The organism is Xanthomonas sp. NCPPB 1325 (genome assembly GCF_041477645.2).
Lineage (GTDB): Bacteria > Pseudomonadota > Gammaproteobacteria > Xanthomonadales > Xanthomonadaceae > Xanthomonas > Xanthomonas cannabis.
Map to the genome: position 1 here is coordinate 1,898,319 of NZ_CM192985.1, position 23,639 is coordinate 1,921,957.

The 23,639-nt window shown below is 65.6% G+C and carries 18 protein-coding genes and 1 tRNA gene; 8 read left to right on the top strand and 11 right to left on the bottom strand.

Features of this window, described 5'->3' with window-relative positions; all coding sequences use genetic code 11:
* Positions 1–333: 333 nt before the first annotated feature.
* The gene (locus ACCQ10_RS07965) at positions 334–1,473 is read right to left on the bottom strand and encodes a homocysteine S-methyltransferase family protein (RefSeq protein WP_184369996.1); all 1,140 of its coding nucleotides are present in this window, start codon (positions 1,471–1,473) and stop codon (positions 334–336) included.
* Positions 1,470–2,465, bottom strand: coding sequence for an ArsR/SmtB family transcription factor (locus ACCQ10_RS07970; RefSeq protein ID WP_372362710.1), 996 nt, complete (start codon positions 2,463–2,465; stop codon positions 1,470–1,472). Before ACCQ10_RS07970 ends, ACCQ10_RS07965 begins: the two co-directional genes overlap by 4 nt.
* Before the next feature lie 123 nt (positions 2,466–2,588).
* On the opposite strand from ACCQ10_RS07970, the gene ACCQ10_RS07975 reads away from it, so the two are divergent.
* Together ACCQ10_RS07975 and ACCQ10_RS07980 are read left to right on the top strand one after the other, a co-directional pair.
* Entirely contained in the window at positions 2,589–3,737 is a 1,149-nt protein-coding gene (locus ACCQ10_RS07975) for an acyl-CoA dehydrogenase family protein (RefSeq protein WP_372362711.1), read from the top strand.
* Between the two features lie 333 nt (positions 3,738–4,070).
* Positions 4,071–5,594, top strand: a complete 1,524-nt coding sequence (locus ACCQ10_RS07980) for a platelet-activating factor acetylhydrolase IB subunit (protein WP_372362712.1) — start codon at positions 4,071–4,073, stop codon at positions 5,592–5,594.
* Positions 5,595–5,863: 269 nt separating this feature from the next.
* Here the strand turns inward: ACCQ10_RS07980 and ACCQ10_RS07985 are convergent.
* Positions 5,864–5,950: transfer RNA gene (locus ACCQ10_RS07985), tRNA-Leu, on the bottom strand.
* Positions 5,951–6,070: 120 nt separating this feature from the next.
* Here ACCQ10_RS07985 and rnr point away from each other — a divergent pair.
* The 4 genes from rnr (at position 6,071) to ACCQ10_RS08005 (ending at position 13,696) form a co-directional block, all read left to right on the top strand.
* Complete coding sequence (gene rnr / locus ACCQ10_RS07990; protein WP_372362713.1) at positions 6,071–8,617, top strand: ribonuclease R; 2,547 nt, start codon at positions 6,071–6,073, stop codon at positions 8,615–8,617.
* Positions 8,618–8,743: 126 nt separating this feature from the next.
* Positions 8,744–9,217 carry a GFA family protein gene (locus ACCQ10_RS07995; protein WP_039412856.1) on the top strand — a complete coding sequence of 158 codons (474 nt, stop codon included), beginning with the start codon at positions 8,744–8,746 and terminating at the stop codon, positions 9,215–9,217.
* Positions 9,218–9,653: 436 nt separating this feature from the next.
* A complete protein-coding gene (gene rlmB / locus ACCQ10_RS08000) occupies positions 9,654–10,403 on the top strand; it encodes a 23S rRNA (guanosine(2251)-2'-O)-methyltransferase RlmB (RefSeq protein WP_039412860.1) in 750 nt (249 codons plus the stop codon).
* Between the two features lie 260 nt (positions 10,404–10,663).
* Positions 10,664–13,696, top strand: coding sequence for a diguanylate cyclase domain-containing protein (locus ACCQ10_RS08005; protein ID WP_372362714.1), 3,033 nt, complete (start codon positions 10,664–10,666; stop codon positions 13,694–13,696).
* Between the two features lie 235 nt (positions 13,697–13,931).
* On the opposite strand, the gene rnt is transcribed toward ACCQ10_RS08005, so the two are convergent.
* The 8 genes from rnt to ACCQ10_RS08045 all read right to left on the bottom strand — a co-directional run bounded on the left by rnt (position 13,932) and on the right by ACCQ10_RS08045 (position 22,181).
* Positions 13,932–14,573: a ribonuclease T gene (gene rnt / locus ACCQ10_RS08010; RefSeq protein WP_184386992.1), complete on the bottom strand. Its 642-nt coding sequence runs from the start codon at positions 14,571–14,573 to the stop codon at positions 13,932–13,934.
* Between the two features lie 157 nt (positions 14,574–14,730).
* Positions 14,731–15,441 carry a phosphate signaling complex protein PhoU gene (gene phoU, locus ACCQ10_RS08015; protein ID WP_039412869.1) on the bottom strand — a complete coding sequence of 237 codons (711 nt, stop codon included), beginning with the start codon at positions 15,439–15,441 and terminating at the stop codon, positions 14,731–14,733.
* Positions 15,442–15,552: 111 nt separating this feature from the next.
* Positions 15,553–16,383: a phosphate ABC transporter ATP-binding protein PstB gene (gene pstB / locus ACCQ10_RS08020; RefSeq protein WP_039412872.1), complete on the bottom strand. Its 831-nt coding sequence runs from the start codon at positions 16,381–16,383 to the stop codon at positions 15,553–15,555.
* Between the two features lie 22 nt (positions 16,384–16,405).
* A complete protein-coding gene (pstA, locus tag ACCQ10_RS08025) occupies positions 16,406–17,275 on the bottom strand; it encodes a phosphate ABC transporter permease PstA (RefSeq protein WP_039412875.1) in 870 nt (289 codons plus the stop codon).
* A complete protein-coding gene (pstC, locus tag ACCQ10_RS08030) occupies positions 17,275–18,249 on the bottom strand; it encodes a phosphate ABC transporter permease subunit PstC (RefSeq protein ID WP_355608444.1) in 975 nt (324 codons plus the stop codon). Before pstC ends, pstA begins: the two co-directional genes overlap by 1 nt.
* A gap of 112 nt (positions 18,250–18,361) precedes the next feature.
* Positions 18,362–19,453 carry a phosphate ABC transporter substrate-binding protein PstS gene (gene pstS / locus ACCQ10_RS08035; protein WP_372362715.1) on the bottom strand — a complete coding sequence of 364 codons (1,092 nt, stop codon included), beginning with the start codon at positions 19,451–19,453 and terminating at the stop codon, positions 18,362–18,364.
* Between the two features lie 261 nt (positions 19,454–19,714).
* A complete protein-coding gene (pstS, locus tag ACCQ10_RS08040) occupies positions 19,715–20,734 on the bottom strand; it encodes a phosphate ABC transporter substrate-binding protein PstS (RefSeq protein WP_372362716.1) in 1,020 nt (339 codons plus the stop codon).
* Between the two features lie 196 nt (positions 20,735–20,930).
* Positions 20,931–22,181 (bottom strand): OprO/OprP family phosphate-selective porin, encoded by a 1,251-nt coding sequence (locus ACCQ10_RS08045; RefSeq protein ID WP_372362717.1) that lies wholly within the window; start codon positions 22,179–22,181, stop codon positions 20,931–20,933.
* Between the two features lie 317 nt (positions 22,182–22,498).
* On the opposite strand from ACCQ10_RS08045, the gene ACCQ10_RS08050 reads away from it, so the two are divergent.
* Both ACCQ10_RS08050 and ACCQ10_RS08055 read left to right on the top strand, forming a co-directional pair.
* On the top strand, positions 22,499–22,840 hold the full coding sequence (locus tag ACCQ10_RS08050) for a hypothetical protein (protein WP_047696658.1): 342 nt from the start codon (positions 22,499–22,501) through the stop codon (positions 22,838–22,840).
* Between the two features lie 115 nt (positions 22,841–22,955).
* On the top strand, positions 22,956–23,636 hold the full coding sequence (locus tag ACCQ10_RS08055) for a carbonic anhydrase (protein WP_047696657.1): 681 nt from the start codon (positions 22,956–22,958) through the stop codon (positions 23,634–23,636).
* The last annotated feature ends 3 nt before the right edge of the window (positions 23,637–23,639 follow it).

The following is a 23,639-nucleotide window of genomic DNA, read 5'->3' on the forward strand; positions in this document are numbered from 1 at the left end:
TCGGGCGCGGCGCGTGGAGTGTCGTTGTGCCAAGCCATGCCATGCTGTGTCTTTCTTCTGCCCGCGGGAGAAGGGCAAGGCGCGGCGCGTGGAGTGTCGTTGTGGCAGGCCCCGCCATGCTGTGTCTTTCTTCCGCCAGCGGGAGAAGGGTCGGGCGCGGCGCGTGGAGTGTCGTTGTGCCAAGCCATGCCATGCTGTGTCTTTCTTCTGCCCGCGGGAGAAGGGCAAGGTGCGGCGCGTGGAGCGTCGTTGCGCCAAGCCCCGCCATGCTGTGTCCTTCTCCCGCTTGCGGGAGAAGGTGCCCGAAGGGCGGATGAGGGCACGCCTGCCGCATCACGCCGCCAGCTCCTGCGCGCCAGGCAATTGCCGCGGTGGCAGATCGGCCACCGCTTCGGCGATGGCGCGGATGTGATCGGGCGAGGTGCCGCAGCAGCCGCCGACCAGGTTGAGCAGGCCGGCCTGCGCGAATTCGCGCAAGGTGTGCGCCATCTCTTCCGGCGTTTCGTCGTACTCGCCGAATGCATTCGGCAAGCCGGCATTGGGGTGCGCGCTGACATAGGCATCGGCAATCCGCGCCAGCGTCTCCACATGTGGGCGCAGGTCCTTTGCGCCGAGCGCGCAGTTCAGTCCCACCGACAGCGGCCGGCCATGCGCAACCGACGCATAGAACGCCTCGGCCGTCTGGCCGGACAAGGTGCGGCCGGAGGCGTCGGTGATGGTGCCGGAGATCATCACGGGCAAGCGCCCGCCGCGTGCCTCGAAGACTTCCTCGATCGCGTACAGCGCGGCCTTGGCATTGAGCGTGTCGAAGATGGTTTCCACCATCAGCGTGTCGGCGCCGCCGTCGATCAGGCCTTCGATCGCCTCGCGGTAGGTCTGCCGCAGCGCATCGAAGCTGGTATTGCGATACCCGGGGTCGTTGACATCCGGGCTGATCGACGCGGTGCGGCTGGTGGGGCCGAGCACGCCGATGACAAAGCGCGGCTTGTGCGGTGTCAGCGCCTCGACGGCATCGCAGCATGCGCGCGCCACCTGCGCGCCGGCCTTGTTCAATTCGTACACCAGATGTTCCAGGTGATAGTCGGCCTGGCTCACCGAGGTGGCGTTGAAGGTGTTGGTTTCCAGCAGGTCGGCACCGGCGTCCAGATAGGCGCGGTGAATGCCGGCAATGATCTCCGGGCGCGTCAGTAGCAGGAGATCATTGTTGCCTTTCAGGTCATGCCCTTCCGGCGCGTGCGCGTGATCGCATCCCGGGCCATGCACGTGCGCGCTGTCGTAGCCGTCGGCAAAACGCGTGCCGCGGTAATCCGGTTCCTGCAGGTCGTGGCGCTGGATCATGGTGCCCATCGCGCCGTCGATGATGAGGATGCGCGCGCGCAATGCGGCCGTGAGCGAGGCAGCGCGCTCGGGGTGCAGCCACGGCAAAGTAAACGGGATTGGGGATTCGGAATTGGGGATTCGCGCGTGCGTCATGGCCCGGTTCTCCTCGCCGCAGTGTCTTTGTTTTCCACCAATCCCGAATCCCGATTCCCGATTCCCGGCTTCACCGCAATCAACGAGATCACCTCGAAATGCGGCGGACGTTTTTCGCGCGTCACCGTCTCCAGGCTGGACACCTCCAGGTCGGCCTTCTCGACGAACCTGCGCAGTTCCTTGGCGGCAAAACCGAGATTGACGTGGCCGTAGGCATGCACTGCGGCGCGATGTTCGTGCTTGGCCAGGCTGCACAGCAGCAGGCGGCCGCCGGGGCGCAGCACGCGCGCCGATTCGGCCACCGCCTGCGCAGGCTTTGCGGCGTAGGTGAGCGCATGCATCAGCACCACCAGGTCGAAGCTGGCATCGGGGAACGGCAGCGCATGCATGTCGCCCTCGCGCACTTCCACGTTGCGCAGCTTGCGCAGGCGTTCGCTGGCGGCGGCGACCACGCGGGCGCTGGTGTCGATGCAGATGTAGCGGGTGGCGTGCGGGGCCACCAGTTCGGCCAGTACGCCGTCGCCGGAAGCGATGTCCAGCACGTCGCCGGTTTCCAGCAGGGGCAGGGCTGTGCGTGCCAGTGCCTCCCAGGTGCGGCCGGGCGAGTAGTGGCGCTCCATGTCACCGGCGACCGAATCGGCCCAGTTCTGGTCGGCGGCGCGGTTGGCGAGCACGGCGGCCACGCGCTCGGCGTCCTGCCGCAGCAGCGGATCGTCGCTGCCGGTGCTCAGCGCCAGCCACAGCGCCCGTTGCGCCGGGTCCAGCGACACTTCGTCGAAGCGGTAGTACGCCGACACGCCGGCGCGGCGGTCGCGCACCAGCCCGGCTTCCTTGAGCTTGGCAAGGTGGGTGGACACGCGCGGCTGGGCCAGTCGGGTAATGGCCGACAGCTCGGCCACGGTGAGTTCTTCCTGTTCCAGCAAGGCCAGCAGGCGGACTCGGGTAGCGTCGGCGAATACTTTCAGGCGGGCCGACCAGTCTTCCAGATCCATGAATATCTCTATATCGCGATATGGAGATATTTTCGGCTGGGCGGGGTGTGGGGTCAACTACATACGCATGCGAATGGTTGTGGCTACAATGGCCGCTCAGCCAATACCCGGGAGGGGTCGAACGTGGATTTCAGCTTTACCGAAGAACAACTGATGATCCAGGACGTGGCCCGCCGGATCGCCCAGGAAAAGATCGCCCCCAGCGCCGAGCAGTTCGACCGCAGCGGCGAATTCCCCCTGGAAAACATCCAGCTGCTGGGTGAGAACGGCCTGATGGGCATCGAGGTACCGGCCGAGTACGGCGGCGCCGGCATGGACCCGATCAGCTACGCACTGGCGATGATCGAAATTGCCGCCGCCGACGGTGCGCACTCCACCATCATGTCGGTCAATAATTCGCTGTTCTGCACCGGCATCCTGAAGAACGGCACCGAGGCGCAGAAGCAGCTGTACGTGCGCGCGATTGCCGAAGGCACGCACATCGGTGCCTTCGCGCTGACCGAGCCGCAGTCTGGTTCGGATGCCTCGGCGATGCGTTGCCGCGCGGTCAGGCAGGCCGATGGCCGCTTCGTCATCAATGGCAAGAAGAGCTGGATCACCTCCGGCCCGGTGGCCAGGTACATCGTGCTGTTCGCGGTGACCGAACCGGACAAGGGCTCGCGCGGCATCACCGCGTTCATGGTCGATACCGAGCGTGCCGGCTTCCACCGCGGCAAGACCGAGCCCAAGCTCGGCATTCGCGCCTCGGCCACCTGCGAGATCGAGTTCGCCGACTACGTCGCGCAGCCTGGCGAGGTGCTGGGCCAGGAGGGAGCGGGCTTCAAGACCGCGATGAGCGTGCTCGATGCCGGGCGTATCGGGATCGCGTCGCAGGCCGTGGGCATTGCGCGCGCCGCCTATGAAGCCACGCTGGCGTATGCGAAGGAGCGCAAGGCCTTCGGCGCGGCGATCGGCACTTTCCAGATGACCCAGGCCAAGATTGCCGACATGAAGTGCAAGCTGGATGCAGCCTTGTTGCTGACGCTGCGCGCGGCCTGGCTCAAGGGGCAGGGCAAGTCATTCGGCACCGAAGCGGCGGTCGCCAAGCTCACCGCCTCCGAGGCAGCGATGTGGATCACCCACCAGGCCGTGCAGATTCACGGCGGCATGGGGTATTCCAAGGAAATGCCGCTGGAGCGCTACTTCCGCGATGCCAAGATCACCGAAATCTACGAAGGCACCTCGGAGATCCAGCGTCTGGTGATCGCACGCAGCGAAACCGGCCTGCGCTGAGCGGCCGGTTCCGGCAGCGCGCCGCCGGTTGCCGACTCCATTGGCCCGAGGTGCGCAGCGCTTGATCCAGTGCTTGATTTAGGCGATTGCTTCCCACTGCCAGGTAGGAGCGCGCTCGCGCGCGATGAAGCGTTATCGATAACGCCGCATCGCGCGCCAGCGCGCTCCTACGCAAGCGTGAGCGGTCTGCGATCAGAGATGTGTCGTGCCAGTGGCCTGGCGCCGACACATCACAAGCACTTCGCAGCCTTACATGGCGGTGGCTGTGTCCACGCTTGTGGTGCGCGGCGCGCGCGGATCACAATCGTGGCTTCTCCAGCCTCTGGTGCGCGCATGCTCCGGTCCTTGCACGCTGTGTTTCCTCGCCTTTCGCTATCCGCCATCGCGCCCGCACTGGTGTGTTGGGGGCTGCTGCTGATCTGCCCCGCAGCGAGCGCGCAGACGCCGCCGCCGTCGATCGTCCCCACCGATCGCCTGCAGGAGCCCTGGTGGGCGCAGCGGCATGCGCAGGTGCTGGAGCAGGTCAGGCAGCATCCGGAGACCAAGCTGCTGCTGATCGGCGACTCGATCACCCAGAACTACGAAAAATCCAAGGCGCCGGACGAAGACTTCCAGCCGACCTGGCAGACCTTCTACGGCAGCCGCGGCGCGCTCAATCTGGGCTTCAGCGGTGACGGCACCGAAAACGTGCTGTGGCGGCTGGCCAATGGCGAAGTCGACGGGCTGCAGCCCAAGGTCGCGCTGGTGCTGGTCGGCACCAACAACACCGGCCATCTCGGCCAAAGCGCGGAGCAGGCTCAGCTCGGCATCGACGCGGTGGTTGCCGCGCTCGAACAAAAGCTGCCGCGCACCCACATCCTGTTGTTGAGTGTGCTGCCCAGCGGTGTTTCTGCGGAGAAATCGCGTCGCGACGCGCAGGTCAACCAGAGTCTGGCAGTGCGTTACGGCGACAACCCGCGTGTGACCTACCTGGATGTGAGCGCGGTGTTTCAACGTGCCGGCACGCTGCGCACCGAGCTGTTCTACGACACGCGCTTCCATCCTGCCGCCGGTGCCCTGCATCCGGACACCCAGGGCCAACGCATGCTGGCCGAGGCGATCGAGCCCACGCTGGCGCGGCTGTTGGGGGAGGCGCCGGTCAAGCCGGTGGCCGAGCTCGGCCGCGACGTGGCGACCTCGCTGCTGCCGGTCGATTGGCTGGAACAGGACTCCTACGACTGGTACGCACGCCACCATGCCGCACTGGCTGCCGCGCGTACGCTCAAGCCGGAGGTGGTGATGATCGGCGATTCGATCACCCACTTCTGGGCGGGCCCGCCGCAAGCCACGCGCGTCAGCGGGCCGGCGTCGTGGCAGTGGTTGTATGGCAAGCGGCCGGTGCTCAACCTGGGCTTCGGCTGGGATCGCACCCAGAACGTGTTGTGGCGTATCCGCCAGGGCGAGCTCGACGGCCTGGATCCGCGCTGGGTGGTTGTGCATATCGGCACCAACAACCTCACCGGCACCGCGCAATCGCGCGCCAGCACGCCTGCCGAAGCAGCACAGGGCGTCGAAGCGGTGGTGAGCGAAGTGCGCCGTCGTCTACCCAACAGCAAGCTCATCCTGATGGCCATCATGCCGCGTGGCCGCTCTGCCGGCGATCCGCAGCGTGCTCCGATTGCCGAAACCAACCGCTTGCTGCGCACGCGGTATGCCAGCGACCCGGCGGTGCGCCTGGTCGATATCGGCCCGCAGCTGCTGCAGCCCGACGGCAGCCTGCCCGAAGCCCTGATGCCCGACGGCACCCATCCCAGCGAGGCCGGCTACCGGATCTGGGCACAGGCACTGCGCGCGGCGGGGATGACAGCAGTTCCGTGATCGAACGACCGGCAGCATGCGCGATGCGGGCGCTGCCGGCGTTGACGCGGATGACGGCAGCGAATGTATCGCCGCCCACGGGTGAGCGATTGCCACGTGGTGACGTGACGGTTGAGTGGTTGCGCTGCGCGAGGTGATTGCGATGACCATGGTCAACCGCGGTGCCGGGCCTCAGCAGAACAGCGAGCGGCGCGGCAGCGACCAGGGCCCAGCGTTTTCCGTAGCCCAAAAACCAGAAGACCCCCGATCGCTCGGAGGTCTTTTTAAACTGGTGCCCAGAAGAGGACTCGAACCTCCACGAAGTTGCCCCCGCTAGCACCTGAAGCTAGTGCGTCTACCAATTCCGCCACCTGGGCAGGTGAGCAGCGAATTTTGCAGACTCCCGGCGGGCTTGTCAACAACTTGCCTGCATCCATTGCCATGGACGGGCCGGCCTTGCCGCCCACGTCAGGACCGCAGGGGGTACCATTAGGGCAATGACAAAGAAAAACACCCCAGATTCCGATCGGCCGAGTCGCCGCAAATCCACCGGCGCAGCCGAGTCCAGCACCGCCGAGCAGCAGAAGTTGCCAGGCTGGATGCCGGACTTCCTGGTTCGCGCCGCCGCCGGTGCATCGACCAAGGCCGCCAACAAGCGCGCTGCCGATAAAGCCTCCGGCGTAGCCTCACAGCCATCGGACGCGCTGCCCATGCCGGCGGCTCCCCGCGCACCACACCCGCGCAAGAGCGGGCCTGCCGCGCCGCTGCCGGAACGTTTCCAGAACGAGGCCGCCCAGAAGAAAGGAGTCCAGGCCGGCAATGCCGGGTTCAAGGACCCGCATGCCGATCGTGAGGCCCTGCGCTACGCCGAGCCCATTGCCAGCCGCGAGGCCATCCTGCAGCTGCTCGATGCCTGCGACGGCCCGCAGACTGCTGAAGAGATCGCCGACAAGCTCAACCTGAGCGATCGCATCGATGCGCTGGGCAAGCGCCTGGCTGCAATGGTGCGCGAAGCGCAGCTGGTGCAGAACCGCCGTGGCGGCTACGCGCCGGTGCAGCAGACCAGCCTGATTGCCGGTGTCGTGATCGCCAATCCGGAAGGCTTCGGCTTCCTCAAGCCGGACGAGGGCGGTGACGATCTGTTCCTGCCGCCGTTCGAGATGCGCAAGGTCATGCACGGCGACCGTGCGTTGGCCAACGTCACCGGCATCGACCGCCGCGGCCGTCGCGAAGGCGCGATTGCGCGCGTGCTCGAGCGCGGCATGTCGCGCATGCTCGGGCGTTTTTTCTACGAACATGGCGTGGCGTACGTCGATCCGGACGACAAGCGCATCCAGCGCAACGTGCAGATTGCGCCGGATGGGATCGGCGAGGCGCGCGAAGGGCAGTTGGTGGTGTGCGAGCTGATCGCGCCGCCGGACGCGCGCCGCCCGGCCATCGGCAAGATCATCGCGGTGCTCGGCGACAAGCTCACCCCGTCGCTGGTGGTGGAAATGGCCATCCACGGCCATGAGCTGCCGCACGAATTTCCGCAGGAAGTGCTGGACGAAGCGGCCGCCGTGCCGTTGGTGGTCGAGCCGCAGATGATCGGCGGGCGGGTGGATCTGCGGCAGATGCCGCTGGTCACGATCGATGGCGAGGATGCCAAGGACTTCGACGACGCGGTGTATTGCGAACCCAATGCCGACGGCTTCCGCCTGGTGGTGGCGATCGCCGACGTGTCCAACTACGTGCGTCCTGGCACGCCGCTGGACGACGAGGCGCAAAAACGCGCCACCTCGGTGTACTTCCCGGGATTCGTGGTGCCGATGCTGCCGGAGACATTGTCCAACGGCATCTGCTCGCTGATGCCCAAGGTCGACCGCATGTGCTTCGTCTGCGACATGCAGGTGGGGCGCGACGGCGAGGTGACCGGCTCGCGGTTCTACGAAGCGGTGATGAACTCGCACGCACGCCTGACCTACAACCAGGTCTGGAAGGCGGTTGGCGAAGACGACGCCGATACCAAGGCCTTCATCGGCCCGTTGCTGCCGCAGGTGCAGCGCCTGCATCAGCTGTATCACGTGCTGTCCAAGGCCCGTACGCAGCGCGGCGCGATCGAGTTCGAAACCTCCGAAGTACGCTTCGTGCTCGACAACACCGGTGAGGTGACCCAGGCCGGCATGCTGGTGCGCAACGATGCGCACAAGCTGATCGAAGAGTGCATGATCGCCGCCAACGTCGAGGCGGCACGCTATCTGCTGAGCATGCATGTGCCCGCGCCGTACCGCGTGCATGAGCGCCCGCCGGAGAGCAAGTTCGAAGACCTGCTGGAGTTCCTCAAGGAGTTCCAGCTCAGCCTGCCGGCGTGGAGCAAGGTGCGCCCCGGCGACTACACCAAGCTGCTCAAGAAGGTGCGCGCGCGCCCGGACGCGGCGTTGCTGGAGTCGGTGCTGCTGCGCAGCCAGAGCCTGGCGGTGTATTCGCCGGAGAACAACGGTCACTTCGGTCTGGCGTTGGAGGCGTACGCGCACTTCACGTCGCCGATCCGCCGTTACCCCGATCTGCTGGTGCACCGCGCGATCAAGCATGCCTTGACCGGGGCCAGCCCGGACAAGTTCATCTATACCCCACGGCAGATGTCGGCGTTGGCGCTGCAGTGTTCCGAACGCGGACGCCGTGCCGACGAAGCCGAGCGCGAAGTGGATGAGCGTTATCGCGCCGCCTGGATGGAAAAGCACGTCGGTGGCCAGTTCGACGGCGTCATCAGTGGCGTGACCGGCTTTGGTCTGTTCGTGGAATTGACCCAGTCCAAGGTCAATGGCCTGGTGCACGTCACCCAGTTGCCGCAGGATTATTACCAGTTCGACCCGATCCGCAAGACGCTCAGTGGCGAGCGCCGCGGCAGCGAGTTCCGCCTGGGCGATCCGGTACGCGTGCTGGTGCTCAAGGCCAGCATGGAAGAGCGCAAGATCGACTTCCGTCTGGCCGAGGATGGCGCAGCACCCGAAGCGCCGCTGCCGCCACGCGAAAAACCGGCCAAGCGCAGGAAAAAGGCCAATTGAAGTCGGCGTTGCGGGCGGTCGAGCGGGCCGCTCGCAACGTGCCGGCGCGGTAGTGCAGGCTGGTGGCTCGCGGCGAGCGCTGGGGTCACCGCGATATCCGTTGCAAGCTGACAAGCGGGGCGCAGGATGAACAGCTCTTCCGAATACAGCGGTGGTTGCCAATGCGGCGCCGTGCGTTTCCACGTGCGCGGCGTGCTCGACGACGCGTCGATCTGCCATTGCCGGATGTGCCAGAAAGCCTTCGGGGCGTATTACGCGCCATTGGTGTCGGTGCGCGGCAGCGCGTTCCGCTGGACCCGCGGTGAGCCCAAGCGCTTCGCCTCCTCGTCGGTGGTACAGCGCGGTTTCTGCGCCGATTGCGGCACGCCGCTGACCTATGAAGCGCCCGATGGCGTGGCGATCGCCGCCGGCGCATTCGACACGCCGGAGCGGTTGCCTCCGCACATTCAGTACGGCCTGGAGCGCAAGCTGCCGTTTGTCGATGCGTTGGCGCAGTTGCCGACACGACGCACGGAAGATGATGCCGCCGCAGAAGCATTCCAGGCTTCGCTGGTCTCGCGGCAGCATCCGGACCACGACACCGAGCGGTGGCCGGTGTAAGTAACGGCCCAAGGTCAACTTGCATCCAGGTGCTATCCACGCTGCCGGCAACGTGGCGCAGTTCGCTGCCAGTCGTCGGCGCTGCGCGAGCTGCAAACATTGCAAGGACGTGTGGAGCACCGATGTGTTGGCGTGCCGCAGCCAACCCTGCGCAACGGTTGTCTAACCTCCCGTTGCGGGCCAGGGGCGCGGCTCACCAGTAACAGCTGCAGCAGCGCGAGAGTCAACAGCCATCACCGTGGTTCGAGCTGCGGCAGACGTGCAGGGGCTGACGTAGCCCCCCTCTGCGTGTTGTCGCCGGCCTCGCCACTGCAACAGGCATCAGCGGCATTACCGCCCGGCGTTTGGCCATCGTGTGCGGGCGATCCATGCCCGGCCGTGACGTGGCAGGCCGCAGGCCCTACCATTCCCCCACATTTCTTCGTATGCCCGCGCAATGAGCAAGCAGAACCAGTGGATCGTCGGCGTCAACGCTGTCGCCTCGTCCGTCGAGAACGACGCCGACAACGTGCGCGAGGTCTTGATCGAGGCCGGCAGCAAGAACCCGCGCCTGACCGAGATCGAAGAACAGGCACGCCGCAAGGGCATCGACGTGCGCCGGGTCAATACCCAGGCGTTGGACGGCGTGGGTGGGCAGGTCCGTCACCAGGGGGTGGCGGCACGCTACGCCGCCGCGCGCCTGTGGGCCGAGAACGAGCTGGAAGGGCTGGTCGAAGCGGCGCAGGGGCGTGCGCTGGTGCTGGTGCTCGATGGTGTGCAGGACCCGCATAACCTGGGCGCCTGCCTGCGCAGCGCCGCGGCTGCCGGTGTCACTGCGGTGGTCATCCCCAAGGACAAGTCGGCCACGGTGAACGCCACCGTGCGCAAGACCTCGGCCGGCGCCGCCGACCGCATTCCGGTGGTGGCGGTCACCAACCTGGCGCGCTGCCTGCGCGATCTGCAGAAGCAGGGCGTGTGGCTGTACGGATTGGCGGGCGAGGCCGATGCCTCGTTGTACAGCGTGGACCTGCGCGGCAATGTCGGGCTGGTGCTCGGTGGCGAGGCCGATGGCCTGCGCCGTCTCACCCGCGAGCACTGCGATGGCCTGGTCAAGATTCCGATGCCGGGCGATATCGAGAGCCTGAACGTGTCGGTGGCAACCGGCGTGACCCTGTTCGAGGCCGTGCGCCAGCGGCTGGGCGCCTGAAGGCAAGCGGCAAAGGGAGCCAACGGCACCCTGTGGATTCTGCCGCGCAATCGCGGCCAGCGGCAGCTGACACCGTCGCGTAGCTGCGTGGACCGACGCCGCGATCTGCGCAGATTGCGGCATTCCCGTGACTGGCACAGCAACAAACGGGGCGCGGCAACGCCGTCATAGCAGGCGTTGCGGCACCGGGCCGGTGACCCGCTCAGCGCGCCGGGCGCTTTTTGCCTACCATATCGTCAGTAAACGGTATGTCATGTCTGATGAATCTTGGGGTGGGCGCCCGCGGCAAGGGCGAGAACGGGGACGCCGACCTGGCGTCGGCACGACGGTATTGGCAGTGGCGGCACTGGCTTGGTGTCGGCCTCTGCCTGTTGTTCGCAGTGTCTTGTGCCGCAGCGATCGCCGCGCCGGCCGGCACGGCGTCCTTGCGCAATTACGCGATCGACAGCTGGAGTTCGCGCAACGGCCTGCCGCACAACTCGTTGCGCGACATCGCCCAGACCCGCGACGGTTATCTGTGGTTCGCCACCTGGGAAGGCCTGGTGCGCTACAACGGCCTGGAATTCAGCGTGATCGATCGCAGCACGCGCCCGGGGCTGCCCGATAACGGGGTCGGTGCGCTGTATGTGGACCGCGATGGCGCGCTCTGGCTCAGCGATGCGCGCGGCAATCTGGTGCGTCACGGTGCCGACGGGCAGTGGCGGCAATGGCAACGCACGGGCCAATGGCCGCAGGCGCTGATCCATGCGATGACCATGGATTCGGATGGCCGCATGTGGCTGTTGTTCGAAGGCCACGGGCTGGGATGTCTGTGGCCGGATGGACGCTTCGACTATTTCCTGCCGCGTGACGGCGTGCCGCTGCAGAGCAGTTTTCCGCGCATGCTGTTCGACGGCCAGGGCCGCTTGTTGATCGGCACGCTGGATGGCTTGATCTATCGCGAGCCGGATGGACGCATGCACCGCGCGCCGGCGGCCTTCGGTCTGCCGCCGGGCCTGGCGTGGCCTTATCGCGCGCCGGACGGCACGGTGTGGGTGGTTGCCGGCGAGCAGCTGTTCCGCCTGCACGACGAGCGGGCAGTGCTGGTGCACCGGCTGCCGGGGCAGGGCCATTTCACCGCGATGCTGCAGGACCGCAATGGCGACCTCTGGCTGGGCAGCGAAAACCAGGGCCTGCTGCGGATCGGCAGTCATGGCGTGGAGCATCTGGCAGCAGGCCGCAGCCTGCCCACCGGGCGGATCGTCAGCCTGCGCGAAGATGCCGAAGGCAGCATCTGGGTGGGCGCCAACGGTGGCCTGTTTCGGCTGCGCGAGACCTTGTTCAGCAGCTACAGCCAGCGCGATGGGTTGAGCGGCGACTATGCGCGCGCGGTGCTGGAAGACCGCGATGGCAGCCTGTGGATCGCCAGTACCGCCGGTCTGGACCGCATGCTGCCAGATGGCCGCGTCGTGCCGGTGCCGGTTGCCACACCGTCGGGGCGGCGGCTGTCGGTGCTCAGCCTGGCGCTGGATCGGCATGGCGACCTGTGGGTCGGGACCTACGCCGACGGAGTCTTCGTGCTGCGCGATGGTCGCGTCTTACGGCATTACGGCGACGCCGAAGGCATTCCCAGCGGCCATATCCGGGCCATCGCGGTCGATGCGCAGGATGTGGTGTGGCTGGCGACGCAACGCGGCGTCGTGCAATTGGTGGAGGGCAAGCGCGTGCCGGTGACGGTCCAGGGCCTGCCCGACGGCGTGGTGACCGCGTTGGCCAGCATCGATGGCGCGCTGTGGATCGGATCGGTCGATGGCGCGGCAGTGTTGCGCGACGGCACGCTGCGGCAACTGGACCTGGAACGCCTGGGCGGCGCGCGCAGCGTGTTCGGCTTTCAGTCCATTGGCGATGCGGTGTGGATCTCCACCGATCGCGGCCTGTACCGCGCACGCGGCGGCAGCCTCGCACGCGTGGGTCTGGAGCAGGGCATGCCGGTGGACACGGTGTTCCAGCTCGTCGAGGACCGCTTCGGCAACGCCTGGATCAGCAGCAACCGTGGCATGTTGCGGACCGGGTTTGCCGCGCTCAATGCGGTTGCTGATGGGCACGGCACGCTCGCCATCGAGCGTTATGGCGAGATCGATGGCATGGGCAATGCGCAGGCCAACGGCAGTTCCGGCCCCAGCATGATCGAACGTGCGGACGGGTCGGTCTGGATGGTCACCGCTGGTGGCGTGAGCACGGTCGATCCCGCGCGCCTGCAGCGGTTTCGCGAACGTCGCCCGCCGCCGGCGTTGATCGAAAGCGTGCAACAGGATGGCCGCCCGCTGGCATGGCGCCAGCAGGCGCAACTGCCTGGCGGCTACCGGCTCAATGTCTCGTATGTGGGCATGAGCTTTCTGCTGTCCGAGCGCATCGAGTACCGCACCCGTCTGGACGGCCTGGACAATGTCTGGATCGCGCGCGGCCGGCAGCGCAGCGTGGAATTCATCGGCCTGCCGCCGGGCCACTACACCTTGCGTGTGGCCGCACGTCACCCGGGCGGCGCGTGGAGCCCGCAGGAGGCGCGCTGGACCTTTGACGTGCTGCCGCTGTGGTGGCAGCGCCGCGATGTGCGCATTGCTGCGGCGCTGGGCGCGATTCTTGCGCTGACCCTGCTGTACCGGGTGCTGTTGCATCGCTACAAGACCCACAACGCGCGCTTGGCCGAACTGGTGCGCAAGCGCACCCAGGATTTGCAGATGCAGGCCCAGCGTCTGCTGCAGGCCAATCAGGAAAAGAGCGAATTGCTGACTCGCCTGCGCATCAAGTCCGACGTGTTCGAGCGCCAGGCGCACGAGGATGTACTGACCGGGCTGCCCAACCGTCGCCACTTCGACGAAGCACTGGCGCGCGACATCAGCCGCGCACGGCGCAGCGGGCGCCCATTGGTGCTGGCGATCCTGGATATCGATCATTTCAAGCGCATCAACGACCGGCATTCGCATGCCAGTGGCGATGCGGTGCTACACGAGGTGGGTGCATTGCTCACCGCCGCTGCACGCGCCTCGGATCTGCCCGCCCGTCTTGGTGGCGAAGAGTTTGCGCTGCTGCTGGCCGACACCGCATTGCACGATGCACAGGCGCTGTGCGAACGCATTCGCACGCGCTTCCATGCGCGCAGCGACTGGGGCGGCGTGGAAGGGCTGCAGGTGACCTTCAGTGCCGGGGTGACCGCACTGCGCGATGACGACACCGGCTCATCGTTGATGCAACGCGCCGACCAGGCGCTTTACCAGGCCAAAAGCGCGGGGCGCGACCAGATCTGGGTGGGTTAGAGGCCGGGATTGGGGATTGGGGATTCGTGAAGCGCTGCGTCGGCGCTTCTCTGTCGCGGGCGGAAGACCTGAGCCTTGCAGGGAACGAGGCCTCCAATCCGAGGGCAAGTGCACGCCTGCATAAGACGACGCGAGTTGCATGTCGGCAACTGTTCGTAGCGCAAGCGGGAACGATCGCGCAGCCCGAAAACCGCGCGCTCCTGCCAATCCCGAATCCCGAATCCCGAATCCCGACCTAAACAGGCCCCGGCCAGGCATTGGCGATCGTGCAGAACAGCCGCGCGGTCTGCTCGGTGTCGTAGACCGCGCTGTGTGCATCGGCCGTGTTCCAGTCCAGACCCGCAGCCTGCGCGGCACGCGCCAGCACGGTCTGGCCATAGGCCACGCCGGCCAGCGTCACCGTATCGAACACGCTGAAAGGATGAAACGGATTGCGTTTATGCCCCACGCGCGCCACTGCCGCGTTGAGGAAATTCAGATCGAAATGCGCGTTGTGGCCGACCAGGATCGCGCGCTGGCACCCGTACTTTTTCACCGCGGCGCGTACCGGGGCGAAGACGTGGTCCAAGGCGTCCTTTTCCTGCTTGGCAAAGCGGAAGGGATGGTCGAGCACGATGCCGGTGATTTCCAGCGACTTGGGGTCGATCTCCAGCCCGGGCGCCGGCACCAGATGCGCGCTGGCGGTCTGCCCGGGGAAGAAGCGGCCCTCGTCGTCCATTTCGATCGGCACGCAGGCAATTTCCAGCAAGGCGTGCCGGTTCCAGTCGAAGCCGCCGGTCTCCACGTCCACCACGACGGGCAGATAGCCGCGGAAGCGCCGCGACATGGGCAGGATGGCGCGGGCAGGCTGTGGGTCGACCGGTTCGTTCATCCACATAGCCTAGCAGGTCACACCCCGGGGCTCGACGGCGCGAGGCGCGCCTTGCGTGCGCCTTTGGTCCGGCGCGTCGGCGACCGGCCTGCCATTGCAGCTCACAAGGCGTTCCGGCAGCTGCCGCCAGCAAGGGCCCGCTGCCGCACAGCGCCGCCAGCGCTCAGATGACGCCGGTGCTGCTGGTGTCGTCGCGCTTGAGGCGTGGCGGCAACGGCTGTTCGCCATGCACCAGAAACCAGACGTTTTCGGCGATGTTGGTGGCGTGGTCGCCGATGCGTTCCAGGTTCTTGGCCATGAACAGCAGATGCGTGCACGGGGTGATGTTGCGCGGGTCTTCCATCATGTAGGTCAGCAACTCGCGGAACAGCGCGGTGTACTGCGCATCCAGCCGTGCGTCTTCGTCGCGCACGCGGATCGCGGCATTGGCGTCCTTGTCGCGATACGCCTGCACCGCCGCGCGCACCGCATCGGCCGCCATCTGCCCGAGCGCGCGCAGGCCCACCGTTTGCGGCAGCGGTGGCGCCGAGTTCAGCGCGATCGAGCGCTTGGCCACGTTGGCCGCGTAATCACCGATGCGCTCGATATCGGCCGGGATGCGCAGGCCGGCCAGGATCTCGCGCAGGTCGCGCGCCATCGGCCCGCGCAATGCCAGTCGCATCACGTCGTGGCTGATCGCATGTTCCAGCGCGTCGATCGCCTCGTCGTTGACCACGATGCGATGCGCGGCGTGGTCGTCGCGCCGTTCCACCACGTCCAGCGCCGCCTCCAGCTGCGCCACCGCCGTGTCGCCCATGCGCACGATCTCGGCGACAAGACGGTGCTGCTCCTCGTCGTAGCTTTTGACGATATGGTCGTTGAGGTGCTGGTTCATCGTGGTCTCGATTACATGGCCGTGGTGGATGTCTGCTACCCCGCCGAATGCGCCGGGCACGGCAGGAGACGGAGCTGCTTCAATGCGGGCGTTACGGTGCGTCGCCTTGCATCACCCGAACCGGCCGGTGATGTAGTCCTCGGTCTGTTGCTTGGAGGGCTGCGAAAAAATGGTCTCGGTGCGGTCGTGCTCGATCAGGTCGCCCAGATACATGAAGGCGGTGTAGTCGGACACGCGGGCGGCCTGTTGCATGTTGTGGGTGACGATCACGATGGTGTAGTCGCGCTTGAGCTCTTCCACCAGTTGCTCGATACGGCTGGTGGAGATCGGGTCCAGCGCCGAGGTCGGTTCGTCCAGCAGCAGCACGTCCGGGCGCAGTGCCACAGCGCGTGCGATGCACAGGCGCTGCTGCTGGCCACCGGACAACCCCAGCGCGCTCTGTCCCAGCTTGTCCTTGACTTCGTCCCACAGTGCGCCCTGGCGCAGCGCCTGTTCGACGCGGTCCTGCATGTCGGCCTTGGACAGTTTTTCGTGGTGGCGGATGCCGTAGGCCACGTTCTCGAAGATGGTCATCGGAAACGGCACGGGCTTCTGGAACACCATGCCCACTTTGCTGCGCAGGCGGTTCATCGGGTACTTCGGCGACAGGATGTTTTCGTTGTCCAGCAGCACCTCGCCGCGCGCTTCCATCTTCGGGTACAGCGCGTAGATGCGGTTGAAGATGCGCAGCAGGGTCGATTTGCCGCAGCCGGACGGTCCGATCAGCGCGGTGACGCGCTTTTCGGGGATTTCGATGTTGATGCCCTTCAACGCGTGATACTTGTCGTAATAGAAATCCAGATTGCGTGCGGCCACCTTCACCGGCGCCTGCGCCGTTGGCGCCCCCTTTGCGGCCGGAACAGCGATGCGATGCATCGGCGTGGCGTTTTGGAGATCGTTCATGTCGGGTGTCCGGAAAGATAGGTCAGTCATTGGAAATCTTGTTGCGCAGTAGCAGGGCACGTGCGCCCAGGCTCACCAACAACACGAACACGGTCAGCACCAACGCACCGGACCAGGCCAGGGTCTGCCAGGATTCGTACGGGCTGCCGGCAAACTGGTTCATGATCACCGGCACGCTGGCCATCGGCTGGAAGATGTTGCTGTTCCAGTACTGATTGCCGAAGGCGGTGAACAGCAGCGGTGCGGTTTCGCCGCTGATGCGCGCCAGCGCCAGCAACACGCCGGTGACGATGCCGGCCGAGGCGCTGCGATACAGCACCTGCACGGTCACCTTCCACTGCGGAATGCCCAGCGACAATGCCGCTTCGCGCATCTGCGCCGGCACCAGTCGCAGCATTTCGTCGGTGGTGCGTACCACCACCGGCAGGACGATGAAGGCCAGCGACAGGGCGCCGGCAAACGCTGAAAACCGCCCGCCGGTCTGCATCACGTACAAGGTGTAGACGAACAGGCCCAGCACGATCGACGGCGCCGAGAGCAGGATGTCGTTGACGAAACGCACCACGATGCCAGCCTTGCGCGCATTGCCGTACTCGGCCAGCCAGGTGCCGGCGGCCACGCCCAGCGGGGTGCCGATCGCCAGCGCCAGCCCGCACATCACCGCACTGCCGAAGAAGGCATTGAGCAAGCCACCTTCCTGCATCGGCGGCGGCGTCATCTTGGTAAACAGGTTGAGGTCGATGCCCGGCACGCCTTTGGACAACAGTGTCCACAGGATCCAGGCCAGAAAGAACAGACCGAACAACGCAGTGACGCACGACAGCAGCAACGCAATCGCGTTGGTCACCCGGCGGCGGTTGTAGAGGGATTGCGACACCGAAGACGCAGACATCAGTTGCCCTCCCGACGCGACAGCTGCATCAGCATGAAGCGTGCAATGGCCAGCACGATGAAGGTGACGATGAACAACACGAAACCCAGCAGCAACAGGGCCGAACGATAGGTTTCGGTGGCCTCGCCGAAGTCGTTGGCGATCAACGCGGCGATGGTGGTGCCCGGTTCCAGCAGCGAGGGCGACAGGCGCACCGTGTTGCCGACCACGAAGGCCACCGCCATGGTTTCGCCCAGCGCACGGCCCAGTCCCAGGAACACGCCGCCGATCACCGCCGAGCGGGTGTAGGGCAGCACGATGTCCCAGCTCACCTCCCACTTAGTGGAGCCCAGCGCGTATGCCGATTCCTTCAGGCGCGTGGGCACGGTCAGGAATACTTCGCGCATCACCGAGGAGATGAAGGGAATCACCATGATCGCCAGCACGAAACCGGCGGTCAGCAGGCCGATGCCCAGCGGTGGGCCCTGGAACAACGGGCCGATCAACGGCAGCGTGCCCAGGTGGTCGTTGAGCCATGGCGTCACGTGCTCGGTCATCACCGGCACCAGCACGAACAGGCCCCACATGCCGTAGATGATCGACGGGATGCCGGCCAGCAGTTCGATCGCGGTGCCGACCGGGCCGCGCAACCAGCGCGGCGCCACTTCGGTCAGGAAGAACGCGATACCGAAACTCACAGGTACCGCAATCAGCATCGCGATGACTGCGGTGACCAGGGTGCCGTAGATCGGTGCCAGCGCACCGTATTTGTTTTCGACCGGATTCCAGTCGGCCGAATAGAAAAAGCTCAGGCCCTGCATCTGCAAGGCATGGCGTCCGCCCCACAACATCGACAACGCCGCGCTGCCCAGTGCCAGCAGCACAAAGACGACGGTGGCGGCCAGCGCAAGCTTGAACAGGCGATCGGCGCGCGCATCGCGCAGGTCGCGGCCGCGGGGTGCGGTCATCGCTTCGGGAAGTGCGGTGGCATTCATTCGATTGAACTCGTCACCCGCGCAACGGCGGGAGCGTGAGACAGCAGGAACGGCGAGGCGCCGTCAGGTACCTCGCCGCAGCGCAGCCCGCCGCATGGGCGGGTGCAGGGCATTACTTGAACTCGCTGCCCCAATAGGCCTGGATCTGCTTCACCAGCTCCGGCGGCAGCGGCACGTAATGCAGTTCGCTGGCCTGGGTCTGGCCGTTTTCCAGCGCCCACTTGAAGAAGTCCAGGGTCGCCTTGCTGCGCGCAGCATCCTTGGCCTGCTTGTGCATCAGCATGAAGTTGGTGGCGGTGATCGGCCACGCCTTCTCGCCGGGTGCATTGGTGATCACCAGGTTGAAATCACGGGCGTTGGCCCAGTCGGCGCTGGCGGCTGCGGCGGCGAAGCTGTCGGCATTGGGTTCGACCCACTGGCCGGCGGCGTTCTGCAGCGAGGTGTACGGCATCTTGTTCTGCAGCGCATAGGCCAGTTCGACATAGCCGATCGAGCCCTTGATCTGCTGCACGTACGAGGCCACGCCTTCATTGCCCTTGCCACCCACGCCACCCGGCCACTGCACCGAGGTGCCTTCGCCGACCTTGCTCTTCCACTCCGGGCTGACCTTGGACAGGTAGTTGGAGAAGTTGAAGGTGGTGCCCGAGCCATCCGAACGATGCACCAGGTTGATCTTGGCGGCCGGCAAGGTGACGCCCGGGTTGGCCGCGGCAATGGCCTTGTCGTTCCACATCGTGACCTTGCCCAGGAAGATGTCGCCCAGCAGCGCGCCGGTCAGGCGCAGCTTGCCCGGGGCGATGCCTTCCAGATTGACCACCGGCACCACGCCGCCGATCGCGGACGGGAACTGGCCCAGGCCGGCCTGCTGCAGCTCGGCGCTGTCCAGCGGCTTGTCGGTCGAACCGAAATCCACCGTGCCGGCCTTGATCTGGGCAATGCCGCCGCCGGAGCCGATCGACTGGTAGTTCACCTTGTTGCCGGTGGCGGCGTTGTAGTCGGCCGACCACTTGGACACCAGCGGGTAGATGAAGGAGGCGCCGGCGCCGGAGATTTCAGCGCCCTTGCTGTCGCTGGCAGCGGCGCCTGCGGTCGGCGCGCCCTTGGCGGCATCGCCGGACTGCGCGTCCTTGCCCGGCGAGCATGCGGCCAGGGCAAGGGCGATGGTGAGGGACAGGGCGGTCAGGCTGGCCGACTGCAATTTCATGGAAGCTCCGAGGCTGGATTGGCCGGGTGTCCGGCAGACCACGCTATGAAATGATGTTTTTGTTACACGTGCATGACAGTGCCTTCTGGCAAAGGCATCACAAAAAAAGACGCGGACCACGGAGGGCATCGCACCCTCCGGGATCCGCGTCCCGGTCCCGACGCCGGGGAGAGAGACGGCGCCGTTCCTGTGACAGGTTGTTGCCTTGCCCAGTGGCCCGGCGAACGGTGGAACTCTTGCCCGCCGCTGCCTTGGCTGCGCTTAGCGGGGAAGGGTCTTGGCCCAATAGGCCTCGATCTGGCTCACCAGGCTGTCCGGCAGCGGCACATAGTCCAGTTGCTTGGCCTGTGCGTCGCCCTTGCTGTAGACCCAGCGGAAGAACTCCAGCGTGTTCTTCAGTCCGGCCGGATTCTTCGGCTTCTTCTGCACCAGGATGAAGTTGGTCGCCGTGATCGGCCAGGCGTTGTCGCCCGCGGCATTGGTCATCACCAGGTAGAAATCCTTGGAGGTGGCCCAGTCGGCGCTGTTGGCGGCAGCGGCGAAGGTTTCATCGGACGGCTGCACGAACTTGCCGGCGGCGTTCTTCATCGCGGTGTAGGCCATCTTGTTCTGCAGCGCATACGACAGCTCGACATAGCCGATGCCGCCCTTGATCTGCTTCACGTACGCGGCCACACCCTCGTTGCCCTTGCCGCCGATGCCGGTCGGCCACTGCACCGCGGTGCCTTCGCCGACCTTGCCCTTCCAGTCGGCATTGACCTTGGACAGGTAATTGGTGAAGTTGAAGCTGGTGCCCGAACCGTCGGAGCGGTGCACTACGGTGATCTTGCCGTCGGGCAGCTTCATGCCCGGGTTGAGCGCGGCGATCGCCGGGTCGTTCCAGGTGCTGACCTTGCCCAGGAAGATGTCGCCCAGGGTCTTGCCGTCGAGCTTGAGCGCACCGGCAGCGACGCCCGACACGTTGACCACCGGCACCACGCCGCCGATCACCGACGGGAACTGCGCCAGCCCGGCAGCGGCCAGTTCTTCCGGCTTGAGCGGGGCGTCGGAAGAGCCGAAATCCACGCTGGCCGCCTTGATCTGGGCAATGCCGCCGCCCGAACCGATCGATTGATAGTTGACCTGCTTCTTGGTGGCGGCGTTGTAGTCGGCCGACCACTTGGACATCACCGGGTAAATGAACGACGCACCGGCGCCGGTGACATCGGCAGCCTGGGCACACAGTGCCAGCGACGCGGCGAGCATGCCGACGGCCAGGCGGGTCTTGAAGGAGTGGATCACGGAACAGCTCCAGATAGGGTAGGGATCGGGACGTCCCGCGGTCGTGCCATTGCAGTGCAGGGGCATGACCGCGCGATGTCGGGTAAATGACAGGCAGGTGACGCGGGCGTGCGATGGCACGCGGGGTCGGGCGGGGCAACCAGGCGGCGCCCTGCGGGCTCTGGCGAGCCGCCTGGCGCCCGGCGCGGTCGCAGGCTTACCAATAGAACTGCGCGCGCGCCTCGATGATCGACGGGTCGTCGTCCACCAGTCCGCGCGTGGCGCTGCTGTAACGGGTGCTTTCCACCTTGGCGTAGTCGAGCGCCAGCTTGAAGTTGGAGCGCCAGTACCAGTTGGCACCGATCGTCCACACATCCATCTTGCCGCCCAGCACCCCGTCCACGAACGGGGTGTTGCCGTTGGCGATCAGGTGGCCATCGTTGAGGTCGAGGGTGTCGTAGCGCACCGCCAGCTGCCACATGCCCGACGCCGGTTCGTTGGGCAGTGGGGTGGTGGGCACGCCGGCCTTGTAGCCCCACGTCTCGCCGGTGATGTTCCAGACGCCGTTGACGTACCAGCCATCACTCTTGTAGTCCTGCGCGTTGGTGCCGATACGCTCGGCGGTTTCCTGGAAATATTCGCTCTGCAGCTTGAACGGCCCGGTGACCCACATCGCCTCGGCCCCCGCCACGCCCACGCGGTCCACATTGGTGATGGCGCCGCTGTCGATCAGGCGGATCGTGGTCAGGTCGGCATCCGGGCGCGCGCGCAGGCGCAGGGTGTCGTCGTCGGTGTCATACCCGAGGTAGCTGAGGCCGAAGTGCAGCACGTTGCCGGTTTCGTTGATCGGCGCCCAGGTGCCGCGCGCGCCATAGCCGCTGCCGTGGGCCTGGTTGCGGGTCAGTTCACGGCCGAACGCACTGGCCGTCACGCTCCAGTTGTTGTCACCCATGCCGTAGGCCACGCCCAGGCGGCGCGAAATGCCATAGGTATTGGTCACCGACGCCTTGGAGACGAAGTCGTTGTTCTTGGTGCTGGACAGTTCTTCCAGGCTGTTGGGCTGCTTGAACTGGCCCACCTGCAGGTAGTTGTTGGCGTTGCCGCCAAACTTGTACTTGATGTTGTTGTCTAGGAACCGCCCGGTGCTGCGGATGGTGGTGCCGCGGATGGTGACGTCCTTCAGCACGCTCGGGTCGTACCCGGCCACCCATTCGAAATTGCCCGGGCCCTTGCCCTTGAGCACCAGCTCGGCGCGGCGGATGCTGAATTCGGAATTGTCGCCATTGGCACCGATTGGACCGTTGAGGTCTTGCACATCGTTGTGAAACCAGTTGCCGTCGGCCTGGACCAGGCCTTCCAGCGAGATCTCCGAGCCACCGATCACGTCGATGGCGATCTCCGCGTGGGCGGCAGGCGCCGTCAGCACCAGCAGCACCGCGGAGCCAAGCAGGGAGGGAGCGAATTTCATATGTGCCTTGCGACCTGGGAAAGTGGGCGCAGGCTATGGCGTGAAGGTTGCGTTAATGTGACAAAACAACAGAAACGTAATAAACCATTTTTGTCAGCAAAGACAATAATTTACGCGCACTTTGATTGTGTCAGTGTGTGTCAAATGGCTGGGGCGTGGTCGAGATTGTGACAATGCGCGCAACCCTTGGCGTCACACAGTTTTGCCGCTTCCGGGCCAGGCGACCTGAACCGTAGCCGTGACCGGATGAACATATATGTCAGCTTGTGCAACGCACCACTTGCGCTGCCAGGTCCTTAATTGTTAGTTTCGAGGCCATGTTTCCTCGATTCCTCCAAACGCTGTTGGTCTGCCTGCTCGCGCTCACGGCGTGGTCGGCGGCCAATGCACACACACGCATCCACGATGCGTTGGTGGGTGATGGTTTGGCGGTGATGGTGGATGCTGGCGAAGAACGCGATGCAGCAGAAGATCCGCAGGACGATGGCGATACGCAAAGCCAAGTCGATACACAGCCTGCAGACGATATCCCCTTGCTTTCCCAAGCTTGGCCGATGCTGGCGCGGTATTCCCCCTCGTGGCACGCGCATCACGCGCCGGCAAATCAAAAACGCGACCTGATCCCGCAGCTGCGTCCTCCAAACGCACTGCTTGGCTGATCCCCGTTGTCGCTGCACCCGGCGCTTCCTGCGTCGGATTTCCGATTGATTTGTTTGTCTTTGCAATTCGCGGTTTGCGCCGCGGACGGCTATTCGTTGCCCAGAGGAATCTCCCATGGAAAGTTTGCTAGAAGGTTTTCGCCATTTCCGTAAGGAAGTGTATCCGCGCCAGAGTGCGCGCTTTCAGGAACTGGCAGGCGGCCAGAGCCCGCACACGCTGTTCATTACCTGCGCCGATTCGCGCGTCATGCCGGAGCTGATCTTCTCCGCGCAACCCGGTGAACTGTTCGTCTATCGCAATATCGGTAACGTGGTGCCGCCGTACTCGCAGCATGTCAGTGGCGTGGTGGCGGCGATCGAGTACGCCATCGCCGTGCTGGGCGTGCGTCACATCGTGATCTGTGGTCATACCGATTGCGGCGCGATGAAGGCGGTGCTCAAGCCGGAATCGCTGGAAGACGTCCCGTCCGTGGCGGCGTGGCTCAAGCACACCGATGCCGCGCGTCACGTCACCGCGCATCACGGGCACGATCCGCACAGCCAGGAAGCGCTGAGCTGCATGACCGAAGAAAACGTGGTCTCGCAGCTGGACCATCTGCGCACGCAGCCGGTGGTGGCCGCGCGCCTGGCCGCAGGCACCTTGCGCATCCACGGCTGGATCTACGACATCGCCCACGGCGAGATCCGCGCCTTCGATGCCGAGAAGGGTGGCTTCCGTCCGTTGCTGGCCGAAAGCACCCCCGAAGCCACACCGCGTCCGCGACTGCAGCAAGTCGTCCGCGCTGAACTCGCCTGACGG